The sequence below is a fragment of the Pelagihabitans pacificus genome (genome assembly GCF_009371985.2).
Classification (GTDB): Bacteria; Bacteroidota; Bacteroidia; order Flavobacteriales; family Flavobacteriaceae; genus Pelagihabitans; species Pelagihabitans pacificus.
Genome location: NZ_VIKU02000001.1, coordinates 1,238,895 through 1,256,971 on the forward strand (window position 1 = coordinate 1,238,895; position 18,077 = coordinate 1,256,971).

Genomic DNA, 18,077 nt, shown 5'->3' on the forward strand with positions numbered 1-18,077 from the left:
TTTAGGTGAGCGACGAAAGTAGCCAAAAAGCAACGATTTGAAAAACAGGCGGCATACTAAATCAACCTGGATGCGAGCTTGGTACAACATTTGTAACCCTCCTTTTACTAAAGTATGTTCCAAATGAAAAAATATCTGATTTTTGTCGGTTTTCTATCCGCTTCCAGTCTAGCGATGGCACAGGCCTATCAACAATACGGAACCGACCATGAATTAAAGTTCAATATGGGGCAGTTCCTGGTAAACAGCACTGTAGAAGGCTCCTATGAATACTATTTCACGGAAGATACCAGTATCGGAGGCACGGTTTATTTTAATGGTGATGCTACCGGGCGTAATGGTAATTTTGGCATTGGTCCCAACCTAAGGGCTTATTTTGGATACCGGCCCAAAAGCGGCTTCTTCGCCGAAGCGTTTGGATTGTATTTTACAGGGCAAGATGACATCGATGAAGATACTTTGGGCCGCAGAAACACCGATTATGGGGCAACGGCCATTGGCCTTGGGTTCGGCAGAAAATGGGCTACCTTCAACCAAAAACTCACTTTTGAACTTTACGGTGGTTTGGGACGGACGATTACCGATCGAGACGAGGTGGATGCCTTTTTGTTTCGAGGCGGTTTATCGATCGGATTTCGATTTTAAACCTTACTTTTAGTCGTGCTAAAACCAACTATGAGGGCTTTTTTACCGATTTTCTTACTCCTTGGCGTTGTCCACGCCCAAGATTCCATACCCATCGATAGCATTACCCAACTGGATGAGGTAGTTCTATTGGACGCCCTGAAGAAAAAAAATGCCACGGGGGTAGTCCCTTCCGAAGTAATTTCGGCCAAGGTCTTCCAGAACTACAGTCCAGTTTCGATGGTCAATGCAATCAACCAGATTCCAGGGGTTTATGTACTCTCGGGGGCCTTGAACACCAATCGCATTACCATTCGAGGCATCGGTGCGCGCACCCTATTCGGAACGGATAAATTACGCATGTATTACGAGGATATTCCGGTGACCGATGGTTCCGGTTTTTCGAGCATCGAGGCCTACGATTTGGAAAACCTACGTCAAATTGAAGTCATTAAAGGGCCAAAGGGCACGGCCTATGGGACGAATTTGGGGGGCGCCATTATTTTAAACCCAAAGGAGGCATTGGGGCGGTCGACCAACGTTACCAATAATCTCACCCTTGGCTCGTTCGGACTTCTAAAAAACAACCTATCATTCAATCATTTCGATGGGAAGCTTCGACTAGGAGTACAGTACGGCCATATGGAAACCGATGGGTATCGTCAAAACAGCAATTTCGAACGCGATGGCTTTTTATTGAACACTTCATACCAGCTCAATGAAAAGAACAAGATCTCCGTTTTGGTGAACCATATCGATTTTACCGCTCAAATTCCGAGTTCCTTGGGAGCGACCGCTTTTGCCGAGGACCCACAACAAGCGACCTTTACTTGGCGTGCATCCGAAGGTTTTGAAGCCAATAATTATACCTTGGCAGGCCTTACCTTTTCACATCGATTCAATAACCGATTGGAAAATGCCACGAGCCTCTTTTACAATTATCTGGATAAGGAAGAAGCGCGGCCCTTCGGCATCTTGGATGAAATTACCAAGGGTTTCGGACTGCGAACACGGTTTACGGGAGATTTTGGCCTTCGCACTTCGAAGGCACGCTATACTTTTGGGGCCGAGCTTTTCAAGGATGAGTACGATTGGGACGAGTTTCGAAACCTGTGGGAAGACAACAATGGTAATGGAAGTCTAAAAGGTGCACAGTTTGCCCGCAACAAGGAGTTTCGGAGCCAATGGAATGCTTTTGGCACCCTGTTGCTTCCATTTACGGAACGATTTTCGGCCCAATTCGGACTCAATGTGAACAACACCCAGTACGATTACCGCGATTTGTTCAATACCGGAACCGACAATAAAAGTGCCGAAAGAAACTTTGAGGTCATTGTCTTGCCGAGTGTGAACCTCAATTATGCAGTTTCAGAACACTACGAAATCTACGGAAATGTAAGCCGTGGTTTTTCCAATCCGACCCTAGAGGAGACCTTAACGCCCGATGGGGTCATCAACCCGGACATCGCCCGGGAAACCGGAGTTAATTACGAATTGGGCACACGGCTGTTCCTAGGTCAAAGGCGACTCGCCATTGACTTTTCGCTGTATCAGATGAATATCGATAACCTACTCGTCGGGGAACGAATCAATGAAGACCAATTCGTAGGTAAGAATGCCGGTAAAACGCGACATCGCGGACTGGAACTTGCGTTGAGCTACCACTGGGAGCTCTCCAAAAGCCTACAGTTGACCCCTTTTTTGAACTATACCTTTAACGACCATGTATTTGTGGAGTTCAACGATGAGGGGCAGGATTTCTCTGGAAATCCGCTCACCGGAGTGCCCGACCATCGGGTGACCGCAGGCTTGCAAGTGCGGTTTTTAGAATACTTTTATTGGAATACCACGCTACAGCATGTTGGTGAAATTCCCTTGACCGACGAAGCCGACCTGTATAGCGATCCCTTTACCGTAGTAACCACCCGCTTGGGCTACCAACATAAATTGACGGATCGGTTTACGCTGGGAGCCGACTTCGGAATCAATAATCTGTTCGACACGGTCTACGCACAATCCGTGCTGATCAACACCCAAGCTTTTGGCGGCAACGAACCCCGCTATTTCTATCCCGGGGATGCCCGAAACTGCTACGGAGGGCTTCGACTCGGGTATCGACTGTGACATTCTTTGCCAGTGTTCTCTGAAATGGGCGGATCGGAAACATATGCCACCGCATTCAAAAGCAATAAAACCCATACGCTGAATAGCTATTCAATACACCATTGAGCAAGTCATAATACCTTCTGTAAATGGATACTACACGCGTGACCTACTGCTACTCTCCCGTAGCTACTTCTTTCTAAGGGGATTTGACCGAATTATCGGCATTATAGCGCTGTAGAATAGAATAATCTATATTCTTGTTAGACGCTCATTTAAGATATTAAATAACACTCAGGCAACCTTTCCTAGTTAACCTACGTCTATACAGGTAATTACATATAAATCTTAAAAAAACCGCTGTTTTGTTAAAATATAGATTAAGTCCTTTACTTTTTATTGTAATTTCTTTTATCCAATTAAACAATTGTTCTTCTCCTGGGAAAGAAGAAATCGAAAATTTTCAAGGCATATATATCTTAAAAGATTCAATCGATTATCATGTCAAGACAAAAATGCAGGAGTTGAAAATCCCCGGAGCGTCTTTAGCTATCATTAATAAGGGGAAAATAGTCCATCATCAAACGTATGGGTATGCCAATCTTGAAGAAAAGATAAAAGTCACTAAGAAAACAATTTTTGAGGGCGCCTCGATATCAAAATCGATATTCTCATTTTTTGTAATGAAATATGTTGAAGAAGGTAGGTTGGATTTGGATAAACCTTTATTTGAATATTTGGCATATCCTGATATTGCCCATGATGAAAGATACAAAGCAATAACCGCACGCATGGTGTTGAGTCATCGTTCCGGATTTCCGAACTGGCGAGAAAATGAACCGGACAAAAAGTTGAAAATTAAGTTTGAGCCTGGAACCGATTTTGAATATTCTGGAGAAGGCTATCAATATCTAGCGATGGTTTTGAAAGAAATGGATGGAGGAAATTGGGCTGATTTAGAAAGTAAATTTCAGAATAAGGTAGCCAAACCCTTGAACATGGAGCATACGGTATTTATTCCCACCGAATATATGGAACAAAATAAAGCAGAACCTTAAGATAAGGACAATAATTGGATTGATTTAAAAAACAACTACTGGTATAAAAAAGATAAAGGAATATTCGTCGCACCCTCGTCAATTCACACCGAATCAATTGATTTTTCAAAATGGATGGTAGGCGTAATGAACAGAGAATTATTAACCGGTAATAGCTACAATGAATTATTCAAACATCATTCAAAACTTCATACATCGGATTCCGGTGTAACTTATTATTATTCACTAGGATACATTACCGGAGATAACGATTATCAGAACACATACTTCCATAGTGGCAGTAATGATGGGTTTACCTGTTGGTATTTGTTCAACACCGAAAAAAAATAGGGTTTTGTAGTATTTACCAATTCAGAATACGGGGAGGAACTCGGAGAAAACATTTTTGATTATTTAAGCAAGTAGGCAACAAATAAAAAAAGGACTTAACAAAGTGCATAATTTATGGCCTAGCTGTTTAATGGTCTTTCGCAGCGTTCCAAGTTTCGAGTTCACCCTACTACTACCTTGAACCTTTGTACTTTCGTAGAATGGCAAATGGTACCACCCGGATGCTACCAGGCAAACAAAATAAAACAAACCCCGTTCCCTGGTAACCAACGACTAAATTTTCTTCAACCAAGTCTTCATGTCGACGGCCTCGGCGATAATAGTGCCCACCTCGGGAATGGCTACCCGCTGCTGTTCCATACTATCCCGATGACGTAGCGTTACGGTTTGGTCCTCCAAAGTTTGGTGATCTACCGTAATGCAAAAAGGTGTGCCAGCGGCATCCTGTCGTCGGTAACGCCTTCCAACGGCATCCTTTTCATCATAGATAACGTTGAAGTCCCATTTCAACTCATCCACGATTTGATGGGCGATTTCGGGCAGACCATCTTTTTTGACCAACGGTAATACGGCCGCCTTGGTAGGCGCCAATACGGCCGGAAGCTTTAAGACGGTTCGGTTAGTATCGTTTTCCAATTCCTCTTCTTCAAGGGCATGTGAAAACACGGCCAGGAACATCCGATCGAGACCGATAGAAGTTTCCACTACGTAGGGCACGTAGCTTTCATTCTCCTCGTGATCGAAATACTGCAATTTCTTACCGGAATATTTCTCATGGGCGCCCAAATCGAAATCGGTTCGGGAATGAATGCCTTCCAACTCCTTGAAGCCAAAGGGAAACCGGAACTCGATATCGGCGGCAGCATCGGCATAATGCGCCAGTTTTTCATGATCGTGAAAACGGTAGTTCTCCTCGCCCAACCCTAAGGATAGATGCCATTTTAATCGAGCCTCTTTCCAGTAGTCGTACCAAACTTTTTGGGTGCCGGGTTTGATGAAGAACTGCATCTCCATCTGTTCGAATTCCCGCATCCGAAAAATAAACTGTCTGGCCACAATTTCGTTTCGAAACGCTTTTCCGGTCTGGGCGATGCCGAATGGAATCTTCATACGCCCGGTTTTCTGAACGTTCAAAAAATTGACAAAAATACCTTGGGCAGTTTCCGGTCGCAGGTAAAGGTCCATCGCCGTATCGGCCGAAGCCCCTAACTTGGTCCCGAACATCAGGTTGAATTGTTTGACATCGGTCCAATTCCGGGATCCCGATACGGGGCATGCAATTTCCAATTCCTCGATCAGCGCTTTCACATCGGCCAAGTCCTCATTTTCCAACGACTTTGCCAGTCTTTTCAGAATCGTATCTATTTGATTTTGGTATCCGGAAACCCGTGGATTTGTCGCCAAAAATTGGGTTTTGTCAAATGCATCGCCGAAACGCTTGGCGGCTTTCTTCACTTCTTTTTCGATTTTGGCCTCTATTTTGGCGGTATGATCTTCGACCAAAACATCGGCCCGATATCTTTTTTTCGAGTCTTTATTGTCGATCAAGGGGTCGTTGAAGGCATCTACGTGTCCCGAAGCTTTCCAAGTCGTTGGGTGCATAAAAATGGCCGCGTCGATACCAACGATATTTTCGTGAAGCTGCACCATGGCTCGCCACCAATACTCCCGAATATTTTTCTTGAGTTCAGCCCCGTTCTGCGCGTAATCGTACACCGCACTCAAACCATCATAAATTTCGCTCGATTGAAATACATACCCATACTCCTTTGCATGGGAGATTACCTTCTTAAAAATATCTTCTTGATTTGCCATTGGGCAAAAATAGAATTTTACCCTAAGAGAGCGGAGAGAATTTTACAAATTATTTTAGCTGAAATTCCGAGGAGGACAAGAGTCGCTCATCCTCGAAAACATTGAGCGTGTAGGTACCCGGTTCCAATGAACCTTCGGGGAAGGTTACAAAGTCGTTTACCTGGGTTTGTTCCCCATCAAAAAGAAACTCGACCCGTTTGCTATAGACATTTCCGTTTACGGTAATGGTATTGGCATTGTCTTCTATTATTTGCATGTTCGGACCCAAAAACTGGAAGTAAATCACCTTTTCGGTACCGCTGGCGGTGGGATCGGGCAAAATAATCGCCGTTCCCCGTAACTTTTCGATGGTAGAGGCCTTATTGGTCTGGATGGGCCTGCCACCCCTCAGGCGAAACCCACTGCCCTGGGCGTTCTGTATTTTGAGGTAGCTCTTCATTTTGAGTTGCTTGTTCAACTCCAATATTTTTTTGCGCTGTAACGCCTCGGCTTCGGCCAACGAACTACTCTTGCCCCGTAGTTCCTCGATCTGCTTCCTGGTCTCCTCGTACTTATCCGCAAGGAGCATGTTGTTGTATTTCAAGAAATTATTCTTAAGCCGTAGACTGTCGTTTTTGGCTTCAAGCCTTCTGAGCTCCGTTTTGTACTCCCTCAACCTTTCAACGGTAAAATTAAGCCTCCCAACGGAATCGAGAAGTTCCTGTACCCTAAATTTGGCGTTTTGAATTTCAATCGTACTCACTTCGTCGCGGGCAGTTAGGCGATCAACATCCGCTTTCATTAAGGTAAGATCCTTTATCAGGAGCGCCTTTTCTTCTTCCAAGTAGTTAATCTGGGTCTTGGATTGGGCATAACTGTAATAAAAGGCAATTAGAATACCCAAGATTACGGCCACCAAGGCAGCAAAGATGATTTTATAATTGAATTTAGTATCTTGACTATTCATTAATCAGGTGAGCGTTAAGTAGGTTCTAAAGCGTTAAGATTTGTTCTTCTCCAATCTAGCAAATATACTAAATGATATCAACTCCACGATACTACCCAAGGTGTGTTTTGGATGTAATGCCCATTTATACAGGGGAGAACAACTACTTTGTACCATTTGTCGAAACGATATGCCGTTCACCGAGTATACCTTTAACGCAGAAAATTCCGTTGACCGTATATTTTATGGAAGAATTGATGTTAAAAAATCAAGTTCTTTTCTTTTTTATCGGGAAAATAGCGTGGTTCAGCACCTTATTCACCACCTGAAATACAGAAATCAAGAACAATTAGCACCCTTTTTGGGGGATTGGTACGGTCAAATTTTGAAAGAAGATCCCGGTCTGCAAGGTATTATCGATTTTGTTATTCCCGTTCCCTTGCACACCAAAAAATTAAGGAAAAGGGGCTATAATCAAGTGACCGGTTTTGCCAAAAAGCTTGCTCACCACCTCGAGGCCACTTTTGTAGATGACCTACTTTTGAAAACGGCCAATACCAAAACCCAGACCAAAAAAGGAAGAATCGGACGTTGGCAAAACAATAAGGCACTTTACATCCTATCTGATATGAAAGCGCTCAAAAACAAAAACGTACTCTTGGTCGACGATGTCATCACTACTGGGGCAACCATGGAAATCTGCACCGAGGCGCTCCTACAGGTTCCCGGCATCGGTGTTTACCTGACGAGTATGGCAGTAGTGCCACTTACCTAGTAAAATAACATATTTTTATGACCCAGGGGTTCCGAGTACCCGCACATTTTGCAAATAAATCGTTTCTTTGCGGCTAGCAAGGCAATAATCATGATGCGACGTTTTTTAGCGGGGTTATTTTTATTCTTTATGGTTTCCGCATTGTGGCAATGTGCTAAAAGGGGAAGCCCCACTGGCGGTCCGAAAGATGAAGCCCCCCCGATATTGTTACGATCGGATCCCGACAATATGACCGTCAATTTCAAGACAAACAAAATAAAGCTTTATTTCGACGAATACGTTAAGCTCGAGAACCTGCAAGAGCAACTAATTGTATCCCCTCCTTTGAAATACCTACCGGAAATCACCCCCCAAGGTGGCACCGGCAAAGTGGTAGAAGTTACGATAAAGGATACGCTAAAGGAAAATACCACCTATACCTTTAACTTCGGGCAGAGTATCGTAGACAATAACGAGGGCAATCCGTATCCCTTTCTGACCTATGTTTTTTCCACTGGGGATTTTATCGATTCGTTGACTCTCAATGGGGTCGTGAAGGATGCATTGAACAAAAAGGCCGACGACTTCATTAGTGTAATGCTATATGAAATAGATAGTATGTATACCGATTCAACCGTTTTTCAAAGGCCCCCCAACTATATTACCAATACCCTAGACAGTGCCATTATCTTCAAAATTAGCAATATCAAGGAGGGTAGGTATGCCTTATTCGCTTTAAAAGATGAGGCCAAGAACAATGTTTTTGACCAAAACACGGATAAAATCGGCTTCGTAGAGGACACGATTTCAATTCCTACCGATTCGACCTACTTATTGAACCTTTTTAGGGAAATCCCCGACTACAATCTTTCGGTGCCTAGTTTTGCCGCTAGCAACAAAATCATTTTCGGATACTATGGAGATGGTAAGGAGGTCAAAATCGAACCGATGAGCGCACTACCCGACACTGTTCGCACCAAAGTGTTAAGGGAGCGGGATAAAGACACATTGAATTTTTGGTTTACGCCCTTTGAAACGGATTCTATCCTATTTACCGTAACCAATGAAGCGTACCAACGCATCGACACATTCAATGTAAAAACAAGAAAAGTCGCTATCGACTCCTTGGTCTTGAACCCCAACTTCAGGGGTACTTATAATTTTAACGACTCTTTTCACATTGCCGCGAACATTCCATTGACCTCCATCGATTCGACTCAAATACAGGTCATTGACAAGGACTCCATACCAGTACCTTTCCAAGTAGATTTGGATTCGATTGAAAACAAGGTCGATTTCGACTTTGAAGTGGAGCCGAACCAAACCTATAACATCGAATTATTGCCCGGGGCCATCACCGATTTTTTCGAAGGAACCAACGACAGTCTTTTGTACAGTCTTTCAACGAAAAGTCCGGCCGATTATGCCAATCTAACCGTGAATCTTGAAGGTGCGGTTACCTACCCCCTAATTCTGCAGTTGACCAATGAACAGGGGGAAACCCAAATAGAGCAATACGCGGAGCAACCTCGTGCCTTTCAGTTCAACAACATCGAACCCGGAATCTATATCGTTCGCGTTATTTTTGACACGAATCAAAACAGGAAATGGGATACGGGAAATTTTCTTCAAAGACTTCAGCCCGAAAAAGTAAGTTATTATCCCAAACCGATTGAACTCAGGGCCAATTGGGAGATGATAGAAACGTTCACGTTGATAGAGTGAATTGATCTCTATCCTCCAAAAACCGCAATTGTTTTCGAATGGTCTCTAGGTGTTCTTTGTGCAAGGTAGCATAACGGGTTTCTGCATCCATAGAAAAAACCAATTGCTCCCCAAGACCATCATAAACCGCTGAATGACCTGGGTATTCCAAGCCTGTTTCATCGGTTCCTACCCGATTCAGACCGATGCAGTAGGCCATGTTTTCAATGGCGCGTGCCTTTAACAAAGTATCCCAGGCAGCAATCCTAGGTTTGGGCCAATTGGCCACATAGAACAATACATCGTAGTCTACCGTGTTTCTCGCCCAGACCGGAAATCGAAGGTCGTAACAAATCATGGGGCAGATTTTGAATCCCTTATAAGATACGATCAATCGTTCGGCTCCCGCTTTGTAGACCTTATCTTCCCCTGCCAGGGTGAAAGTATGTCGTTTATCGTATTGATAGTAGTTGCCGTCGGGTAATACGAAAAATAATCGATTCGCATGGCTGCCGTTTTCGTAGAAGGGAAGGCTTCCCGCCAAGGCGGCTTTTTTTTCAATCGCTTTTTGTCGCATCCAATCCAGGGTAAGGCCTCCGTATTCATTTCCAATCTTCTCCGGGTGCATGGTAAAGCCTGTCGTGAACATTTCAGGCAAAAGAATAAGGTCGGCCGCTTTTGAAATCTTATCGAGCTGTTGGGAGAAATGTTCAAAATTAGCGTCGGGATTTTCCCAGACCACCTCACTTTGTACCAACGCTACCTGTAGTTTTTCTTCCATATTAATCAAAATATACGTGACTATCGGGATTTTTGACCAGTTGATATAAATGTTCCAATTGCGATTTTAGTATACGGTCTTCGGATAGTTCGGGAAGTGTGTCGAGCCGAAAGAAGGCAGCCCCCTGCATATCAAAACCATGCCTTAATTTACCCCCTGTTATCTTACAAAGGAAATTCAGCTTATAAATATAGAAAGGTTGTGGCGGATGTGGATGGCATTTTTTATCGTATACCGCTAATAACCGAACGACCTTCGTAGTGAGACCGGTCTCCTCATAAATTTCCTTGACCACGGCTTCTGAGGGGGAGTCCCCTACATCGGCCCAACCGCCGGGAATGGCCCATTTCCCATCAACGCTTTCCTTGGCCATCAAGATTTCATCGGCCTCGTTCAGCACAAAACCGCGTACATCGACCTTTACGGTGGGGTAGTCGTTCGCGGGCATGAAAAAATCCTTAAGGACCGCCAAGGGTCGGTCGGCAGTATGGGCCATCAATTGCAAACTGATGTTCATAAGCTCCTCATACCGTTCCCGGTCGTAGCCGTTCTCCGCATAAATCAGCCCTGTATCTGCCAAGGCCTTGATTCGTTTGATAAGTTCCAATTGCCGAAATCCATCTAAATTGCTACCGCCCATATCTTATTAGCTACCTTCTTTTTAAAGAAACCCTCACTTAATTCTTCTTTAAGTATCCACCCATAAATACTAGATGTCATCTGGCCTGCAGTAGTTCGATCAAGGCGGGTATCCCCTGCATCTTGGCATGGTCCAATGCCGTGTGGCCCCTACCATCCTTGACGGAGGTATCGGCACCGTGCTCCAGAAGCAATCGCGCGATTTCCAAGCGGTTAAAGGTAGTGGCATAAATTAGGCAAGTGCCTCCCATGGCGTTGCGTTCGTTTACGTTGGCTCCCTTCTCCAACAGTTTCTTGGCGACTTCGGTATATCCCTTAAAACAGACGCCCATTAGGGCCGTATTGCCCGAGGCATCTTTTGCATCGATAACGGCTCCTTGATCTAGGAGCAAATCTACCAACTTCGCATGGCCGTAATAGGTAGCAAGAATTAAGGGTGTACTGCCACGTTGGTCCCTGACACTGATGAAATCCGGGTTTTCGAGCAACATTTCTTGAAGGGCCTTCAGGTTGCCATTTCTGATTTCATTGAAAAAAGCTTCCGTGTTTTGCATACCCTAAAAGTAAGAATAATGAACCGAAACAACTGCCGATTCATTTTCAGAAGCTATGCTTTCCACAGTTACAGATTTTGCCTCACGGTATAACCATCGACCGAAATTAGCGCTAAGCACGAGTCAAAAGCATCAAAAGCCAATAAAATATAGGTAAAAATGAAACAATTTTACGGTATATTCCTACGTTATTGGGAATAACGCTATCTTTAAACAGCAAAAACCATCCCCATTGAAAACATTAACCACCAACTTTTTGATCAAGGATTCCCCAATGGCAGTGGCCATTTTCGATACCCAAATGTGTTTTATCAGCCACTCTGATATCTGGTCGATTAAATTTGGCCAAGGACGTCAAACGCTTCAGGGAAAATCCTTATATGATATTGCGCCAAACACTCCTAAAACGCTAAGGCAAATTCATGTGGATTGCCTAGCGGGTGCATCCAACAGTAATAACGGACAAAAATTTATACATCCGGATGGCACCGTACAATGGCTGAAATGGAAAATGAAACCTTGGAGAGACGAGGAAGACCGAATAGGAGGCCTGATTATGGTACAAGAGGATATCACCGAGGAGAAATTAAAGGAGGAACTCTTATTAAAAGCCAAGAGCGTTGCGCGTATTGGGGGTTGGGAGGTGGATATGACTTCCAACAAAGTCTACTGGACGCAGATTACCAGGGAAATCCACGAAGTGCCGGAAGACTATGAACCCAATCTTGAAGAGGGTATCAACTTCTATAAGGAAGGCTGGCATCGGAACGAAATAACCCGTTTGGTAACCGAGGCAATGACCCAAGGAACCCCATGGGATACAGAACTTATCATCATCACCGCCACGGGAAGGGAGGTCTGGGTACGGGCCAAGGGAGAGGCCGAAACAATAAACGGAAAGTGCGTTCGTATTTATGGCACTTTTCAGGACATCGACGAAAAAAAACGAATGCAATTGGAATACCAAACGGTTTCCGACCGTTTGGCCATTGCCACTCATGCCGCCAAAATAGGTATTTGGGACTACGACATTGTTCATAACAACTTGGTATGGGACGACAATATGTACAAACTATATGGCATCAAACCTTCCGACTTCGGTGGTGTGGTCGAAGCTTGGGAAGCCGCTGTACATCCGGATGACAAGGAGCGTTCCCAAAAAGGGGTTGAAATGGCCATTGCGGGGGTCCAAGAATTCAATGCCGAATTCCGGGTCATCTGGCCCAATGGGGAAATACGATATATCAAAGCGGAATCAACGGTGCGTAGGGACACAAACGGAAATCCCGTTCGAATGGTCGGGGCCAATTGGGATATTACCGAGGACAAGAGGGCCGAAAAAAAACTAAAAAACCTATTGGACATCACCAGCGAACAGAACAATAGCCTGTTGAACTTCGCCCACATCGTTTCCCACAACCTACGATCGCATTCGAGCAATCTTTCCATGTTATCGGGATTCTTGTCGCAAGAAGAGGATGAAAACGAAAGAAAGAATCTTCTAGATATGCTTGGCAATGCCACGGAGAGCCTTAACGAAACCGTCCTTCATTTAAACGAGGTGGTGCAGGTAAAAACAGGTGCCATCGACAAAATGAAATCGGTAAATCTCCTGGATACCATTTCAGGTGTTCAAAAGAATCTGGCATTACTGTTAAAGGAAAAAGAAGTAACGGTCAAAGTGAAGGTGGCAAAAGAAATGACCGTGAATGCGATTCCTGCTTATTTGGACAGTATCCTTTTGAACCTGTTCACCAATAGTATCAAATACTCCTCGCCCAAACGACCGCCGGTAATTTCGGTAAAGGCAGAAAATGAGGAAGATGGAAAATTGGTCGTCACCTTCTCGGACAACGGACTTGGAATTGATTTGGAGCGACACGGTAAAAAGCTGTTTGGCATGTACAAGACCTTTCACAAGCATAAAGATGCAAAAGGTATAGGACTTTTCATAACAAAGAACCAAATGGAGGCCATGAACGGTCAAATCGAGGTGACCAGCGCGGTAGGCGTTGGTACTAACTTTCGGCTCTACTTTCAACAAACATAAAAACACCAACGCTATGATGACAATGAAAAAAATTGAAAGTGCCTGTATCATCGATGACGATCCCATCTTCATCTATGGAACCAAGCGCATGATGAACGAGGTAAATTTCTGTAATCAGATCTTGGTCTTCAACAACGGACAGGATGCCATCGATGGCCTAAATGAAATCACCACTAGGGGGGAGGACTTGCCGGAGGTAATTTTTTTGGATTTGAACATGCCTATCATGAATGGGTGGGAGTTCTTGGAAGACTTCGTAAAAATACCCAACCACAATCGGGAGAAGGTAGTTATCTATATCATCAGCTCTTCCATCGACCCTCGTGACCTCGAACGGATCAAGGACTACGAAGTGGTCAACAACTACATTCTGAAACCGGTATCACCGGAAGACTTGGAAAAGGTGCTTCAGAATTTTGGATAACCCTTGCTAAAGTATTTTTATGGTCAATCCCTTTTTCCCGGTCCAAAATCGTCCGGGGCGATCTGGGGTTGGTTGATAGTGCCATCCTCACCAGTATCATTGTAAATGATCCATTCACCAAAGGTATAAATGGCGTTGCCCTGCGTTATGTCCAATCGACGCAAAGCCTTACCATCTTCAAATTCGTGATTGGTGCCCGAACCATCTTCTCCCACGACTCCAAAAACGTCTATAACCGTACCGAAAGGATCTACCAGCACCAGGTTGTCATCACCGTTGGAGTCGGCAGGACTATTAGTGCCCACACCCAAATCGGGGGCGAAACCGTAGACTGCCTCGAACTCATCGGCATTGGGGGAAATCACCAATGTACTTTCCGGCCCAATGACAAGAGCCGACAAATCGATGGTTGAGCTCAACTCTGTTTTTTCGTTCGTATAACGTTGCAGTTGCCAACCTTTTAAGGGAAGTGCTTCGGTACCGTAATTATACAGCTCTACGAATCGTGCCCCGGTGTTATTATCGGGGTCGGCCAGTTCTGAAATAAACAATCGGTTCGAAGTAAATTCATCGATGACCTCCTCACAACGTTCCCCTGAAAAATCGATATCGCCCAAATCTCGAATGGCCAAGGAATACTCCTCATTTTCGCGGAGAAGCACGCCCAAAATGGTCCCGTTGCCTTCCGGTAGCAACTCGGCTTGAAAATCCGCGAAACCGCTATTCAACAGCACTAGTTCATTGTCCAAACAGTCTACCAGGGTGCGTTCGGTCTCTTCCTGTTCCAAGGCAAAGTTTTGGCCCAATTCCTCCGCAGTGATTTCAACAGTTGGCAATTGCACCAAGGTATTGGTCAGGGATTCGTTCAATCCTGTTATTTCGGAAGCAGTCGGAATCAAGGCGGCAGGTTCATCACAGGAAACAAAAATATGTTGGTCGACAACGGTGTTAGGCAATCTCCCGACCGATATGTTCCCAAAAGAGGTAAAGACACCGCCTAACTTGAAAACACCTTTGCTCTTTCCTAAATAAAGTCCTTTTAGTTTGATCCATATTTTCGCTCCCGGGGGATAAAACAGATGGGAGTCCCGCACATCGATTTCTATCTGGAAACCTGCTGTTGGGTTGTTTGGCAAATCTTGAAAATGCAAGATATTGAAGAAGTTACCAGCTTTATCGGAAGAAGTCACATACCCCTCAATCACCAGATCTTCCTGTATCTGTACGGTTTGGTCGATATATAAACCCTTAACCTCCGCATAGGTGCTATTGGCAACCAATTCGCTGGTACAATCACTTTCCGGCAGGTCGAAGTTACGATTTTTGACACAGCTTAAAAGTGACAGGGCCACCGACCAAATAACTATTGTTTTTCCACTCATTGCTACTGTTTTGATGCGCTCGCTTTTCTAATCAATATCCATACTATACCCCTAAAGTACCCTTGCGGTGACAGTAGCCCGATGCGGGGTCCTCTAAAAACTGAATGCCACATTCAAAAAGTAGGTACGTCCATAGCCATACCAATACTTGGGGGCGAAAGACGGCACACCGCTAAGGTTATCTTGCCGTAACTGTTCAAAATTGCCATTCCTGCTTTGTTCGTAGCCCCCCGTTCGGAAGACCGTATTGAATACATTGTTGATACTTGCAAACACACTGAGATACTTTCCTTTTTTCAACCAGGATTTACCCCCGACCAGATTTAGCAAATAAAAATTGTCCAAGGGTTTTTGTCTTAACAACTTATCAACGTATTCTTGGGTGGCATCGGGAAAGGGTCGTCCAGTTTCCGGATTAAGATAAAAGCTTTGGGTACGGGTGATAGTCGAAATGTTGGCATAGTTATCGGCCAAATAGTTCGCACTTGCCTTCAACCACCAATAGTTGGGATCTCGGTATTCGATGGCCAAAGAGAAAGCCTGTTGTGGGCCTTGTCCCAAGTTTAGGTTTTTTATACGAGCTACTCCCAAATCGATATTTCCATCGGGATTGATTACATCTTCGGAGGCACCTGCCGTATCAAAATTAATGGATACGTCCGGGTCACTGGCATAGCGATAACTACCCACAGCTGCAACCGAGCTTACTTTAACCGAGGAAGACAATTGGTATTCCAACCCTAACTCCAACCCCTTATGTAGCTTGTCTGAATTGGTCAGTACTTCTTGGACAAAATCGGAACCCACACCCGCATCCACAAAAAAGAAGTTGATATCGGTAGTATTCTGAAAACGGGTATAAAATGCGCTAAGCCTTCCGGTTAGTTTGGGAAGGCGAAGAAAATAGTTTAAATCTACTGTTGATATATTCTCGCTCATGATATCCGGAACGATTTGATTATTTTCCCTCGGGTTCACAAAAACATTTTGTAACACCACGGGGCGGGTCAACAAAGCTCCTTGGGCAGTAATCCAATGTCTTCCAGTTATCAAGTAGGTAAACCCGCTTTTGAGGCCGTAATCGATAAACTGTACCATCTCACTTTTTCCAAGGGAACTTTCAATGAATCGTTCATTTTGAAAAAGACCCTCCCGTTGATAATTGGTTGCCGAATAATTTCCCGCAAGAAATGCGTTCCATTTATTTCGTTTGTAGCGCAACTGGGCAAAACTGTTGAATTGGGAGGCCACGATTCGATACCGATAGTTGAAAATAGCACCTTCCCCTTTTTGTACGATACCGTTTAGGTCGTTTAGGGTATTTGAAAAAGGATCAATGTCTTCATGAAAAATCGCGCCCAATAAATCATTGATTTGTGCATAATTATCCGATTTAAGTTGCTGATATGTTAGGCCAAAATCACCTTGTAACTTGTCGGAGATATTCCAGTTCCCAATGGTATTTACGCTTAAACGGTGGTTATCGACCGTGTCATCATACAGCACATAGGCCGCTTTCCCTCCCGTATTTGCCCTATACATTTTGTCCCAGTCCAGTTGCGGATCGATTAAAAAACCTTCCTCGGCAAGCTGTGCACTTCTGAAATTGGCCCCGATCGGGCTATTGATATAAAAACTAGGCAAGTACCGATAGTAACTAGGGTCCGGATTGGGAGCATTGTAGTACCCAAGCCTGCTTCTTTCATTGGTGCCGAATTGATAGGCGATTCCCGTAGTTAGGTTAAACTTCTCCGATTCATAATAATGATTCAATAGTAGCATGGGTTCCGCTATTTTGCGTTCCCTGGAATTTCTGATATCACCTCCCTGTTCCCCCCAATACGGGTTATACCGATTGCCGACAAGTTCAAATACCTCTTCGGTGATCGCAGACGAACGTCCACGTCTGTTGGAGGCGAAAATACCGGTCAAGTTAATGCTATTTTGGTCGTTGAAGGCATATTGCACCGCTCCGAAAAATGAAAATGCGTCATAGAGCGTACCTTCGATATAGCCTTCGTTCGCCCATCTTCTGGAACCGGAAAAACTATAGGCCAGTCCCTTTTCTTGTGCTGACGTGTAGGTCGCCATCACCCTACCTGCATACGTGCGATTGGACACCGAGGAAGAGATGCGCATTCCGGGCCGTAGTCCCGAAGGTCGGGTATCGATATAGGTGGTACCCAGGATACCTCCAAAAGTGAAATCCGATAGATCTAAACCATTTGTGAATTGTTGATTTCGTGTCACGTCGTTAAGCCCACCCCAATTGTTCCATTGAGGCCTACCATCGAAAAACTTGTTCATGGGAATCCCGTTAATCAGTACCCTACCATTTTGAGAGTCGTACCCACGAACGCGAAAAAAAGCTTGACCAAAATCGAAAGCGGCCGTATTTAGAAAAACATCCCTCGTTCCTTGCAGCAAGGCGGTAGAACTCGCGCTAACCTCGTCATCGAACAATTCGGAGTCGGTCAATGAGATAAGATTGTCGGTCTGTTCGGATGTGATATCACTTTCGAGATAAAGCGCGCCCATATCGATATTGTTGCCTTCGAGCTCTATAGGAATTCGTTTTGATATGTAGTCCTGTAGGGAAATTTGCATAATGTAACTCCCCTCCCGTTCGGTCATCAGCTGAAAACCACCCATAGTATCCGTGGTCGTGGTAACTCCAGCACTTTCCAAAGTCACCTGTACCAAACGCAAAGGTTCCTGGGATTGGCTGCTCAGAACGGTTCCCTTGATTTCGACCGTTTCTTGGCCATAAACACCCTGTAAGAAAAACAAGGTAAAGGATAGGGCGATGAATAACCGCATGTATTAAAGGTTGGTTGGTCAATCGTCTTCAATATATCCATAAATTGCCAGAGATTAGCGATTAATCCTTTATAATTGACAGTTTTTTCGTTAATTAACAATGATGTATGCTTT

14 protein-coding genes are annotated in these 18,077 nt (G+C 44.4%); 7 read left to right on the forward strand and 7 right to left on the reverse strand.

The window, feature by feature from the left end; all coding sequences use genetic code 11:
• Positions 1-123: 123 nt before the first annotated feature.
• From FK220_RS05500 to FK220_RS20035, 3 genes are all read left to right on the forward strand, one after another.
• Positions 124-645 carry a hypothetical protein gene (locus FK220_RS05500; protein WP_152573257.1) on the forward strand — a complete coding sequence of 174 codons (522 nt, stop codon included), beginning with the start codon at positions 124-126 and terminating at the stop codon, positions 643-645.
• A 30-nt stretch (positions 646-675) separates the two neighbouring features.
• Positions 676-2,748, forward strand: coding sequence for a TonB-dependent receptor family protein (locus FK220_RS05505; RefSeq protein WP_152573258.1), 2,073 nt, complete (start codon positions 676-678; stop codon positions 2,746-2,748).
• Between the two features lie 344 nt (positions 2,749-3,092).
• On the forward strand, positions 3,093-3,785 hold the full coding sequence (locus FK220_RS20035; RefSeq protein ID WP_238718902.1) for a serine hydrolase domain-containing protein: 693 nt from the start codon (positions 3,093-3,095) through the stop codon (positions 3,783-3,785).
• A 603-nt stretch (positions 3,786-4,388) separates the two neighbouring features.
• Here the strand turns inward: FK220_RS20035 and FK220_RS05515 are convergent.
• A complete protein-coding gene (locus tag FK220_RS05515; RefSeq protein WP_152573259.1) occupies positions 4,389-5,930 on the reverse strand; it encodes a glycine--tRNA ligase in 1,542 nt (513 codons plus the stop codon).
• 49 nt (positions 5,931-5,979) lie between these two features.
• Positions 5,980-6,876 carry a hypothetical protein gene (locus FK220_RS05520; RefSeq protein WP_152573260.1) on the reverse strand — a complete coding sequence of 299 codons (897 nt, stop codon included), beginning with the start codon at positions 6,874-6,876 and terminating at the stop codon, positions 5,980-5,982.
• A gap of 169 nt (positions 6,877-7,045) precedes the next feature.
• On the opposite strand from FK220_RS05520, the gene FK220_RS05525 reads away from it, so the two are divergent.
• Together FK220_RS05525 and FK220_RS05530 are read left to right on the forward strand one after the other, a co-directional pair.
• Entirely contained in the window at positions 7,046-7,630 is a 585-nt protein-coding gene (locus FK220_RS05525) for a ComF family protein (RefSeq protein ID WP_152573261.1), read from the forward strand.
• Between the two features lie 129 nt (positions 7,631-7,759).
• Complete coding sequence (locus FK220_RS05530) at positions 7,760-9,334, forward strand: Ig-like domain-containing protein (protein WP_238718903.1); 1,575 nt, start codon at positions 7,760-7,762, stop codon at positions 9,332-9,334.
• Here the strand turns inward: FK220_RS05530 and FK220_RS05535 are convergent.
• The 3 genes from FK220_RS05535 to FK220_RS05545 all read right to left on the reverse strand — a co-directional run bounded on the left by FK220_RS05535 (position 9,318) and on the right by FK220_RS05545 (position 11,287).
• Positions 9,318-10,094, reverse strand: a complete 777-nt coding sequence (locus FK220_RS05535; protein ID WP_152573263.1) for an amidohydrolase — start codon at positions 10,092-10,094, stop codon at positions 9,318-9,320. The genes FK220_RS05530 and FK220_RS05535 overlap by 17 nt on opposite strands.
• Position 10,095: 1 nt before the next feature.
• A complete protein-coding gene (locus tag FK220_RS05540; RefSeq protein ID WP_152573264.1) occupies positions 10,096-10,734 on the reverse strand; it encodes an NUDIX hydrolase in 639 nt (212 codons plus the stop codon).
• A 76-nt stretch (positions 10,735-10,810) separates the two neighbouring features.
• The gene (locus FK220_RS05545; protein WP_152573265.1) at positions 10,811-11,287 is read right to left on the reverse strand and encodes an ankyrin repeat domain-containing protein; all 477 of its coding nucleotides are present in this window, start codon (positions 11,285-11,287) and stop codon (positions 10,811-10,813) included.
• A gap of 232 nt (positions 11,288-11,519) precedes the next feature.
• Here FK220_RS05545 and FK220_RS05550 point away from each other — a divergent pair, with 232 nt between their 5' ends.
• Both FK220_RS05550 and FK220_RS05555 read left to right on the forward strand, forming a co-directional pair.
• The gene (locus tag FK220_RS05550) at positions 11,520-13,337 is read left to right on the forward strand and encodes a PAS domain-containing protein (RefSeq protein ID WP_152573266.1); all 1,818 of its coding nucleotides are present in this window, start codon (positions 11,520-11,522) and stop codon (positions 13,335-13,337) included.
• A 13-nt stretch (positions 13,338-13,350) separates the two neighbouring features.
• Positions 13,351-13,761 (forward strand): response regulator, encoded by a 411-nt coding sequence (locus FK220_RS05555; RefSeq protein WP_317168305.1) that lies wholly within the window; start codon positions 13,351-13,353, stop codon positions 13,759-13,761.
• Between the two features lie 23 nt (positions 13,762-13,784).
• On the opposite strand, the gene FK220_RS05560 is transcribed toward FK220_RS05555, so the two are convergent.
• On the reverse strand, positions 13,785-15,143 hold the full coding sequence (locus FK220_RS05560; protein WP_152573267.1) for a DUF5689 domain-containing protein: 1,359 nt from the start codon (positions 15,141-15,143) through the stop codon (positions 13,785-13,787).
• Positions 15,144-15,236: 93 nt separating this feature from the next.
• Complete coding sequence (locus FK220_RS05565) at positions 15,237-17,963, reverse strand: TonB-dependent receptor (protein WP_152573268.1); 2,727 nt, start codon at positions 17,961-17,963, stop codon at positions 15,237-15,239.
• Between the last annotated feature and the right edge of the window lie 114 nt (positions 17,964-18,077).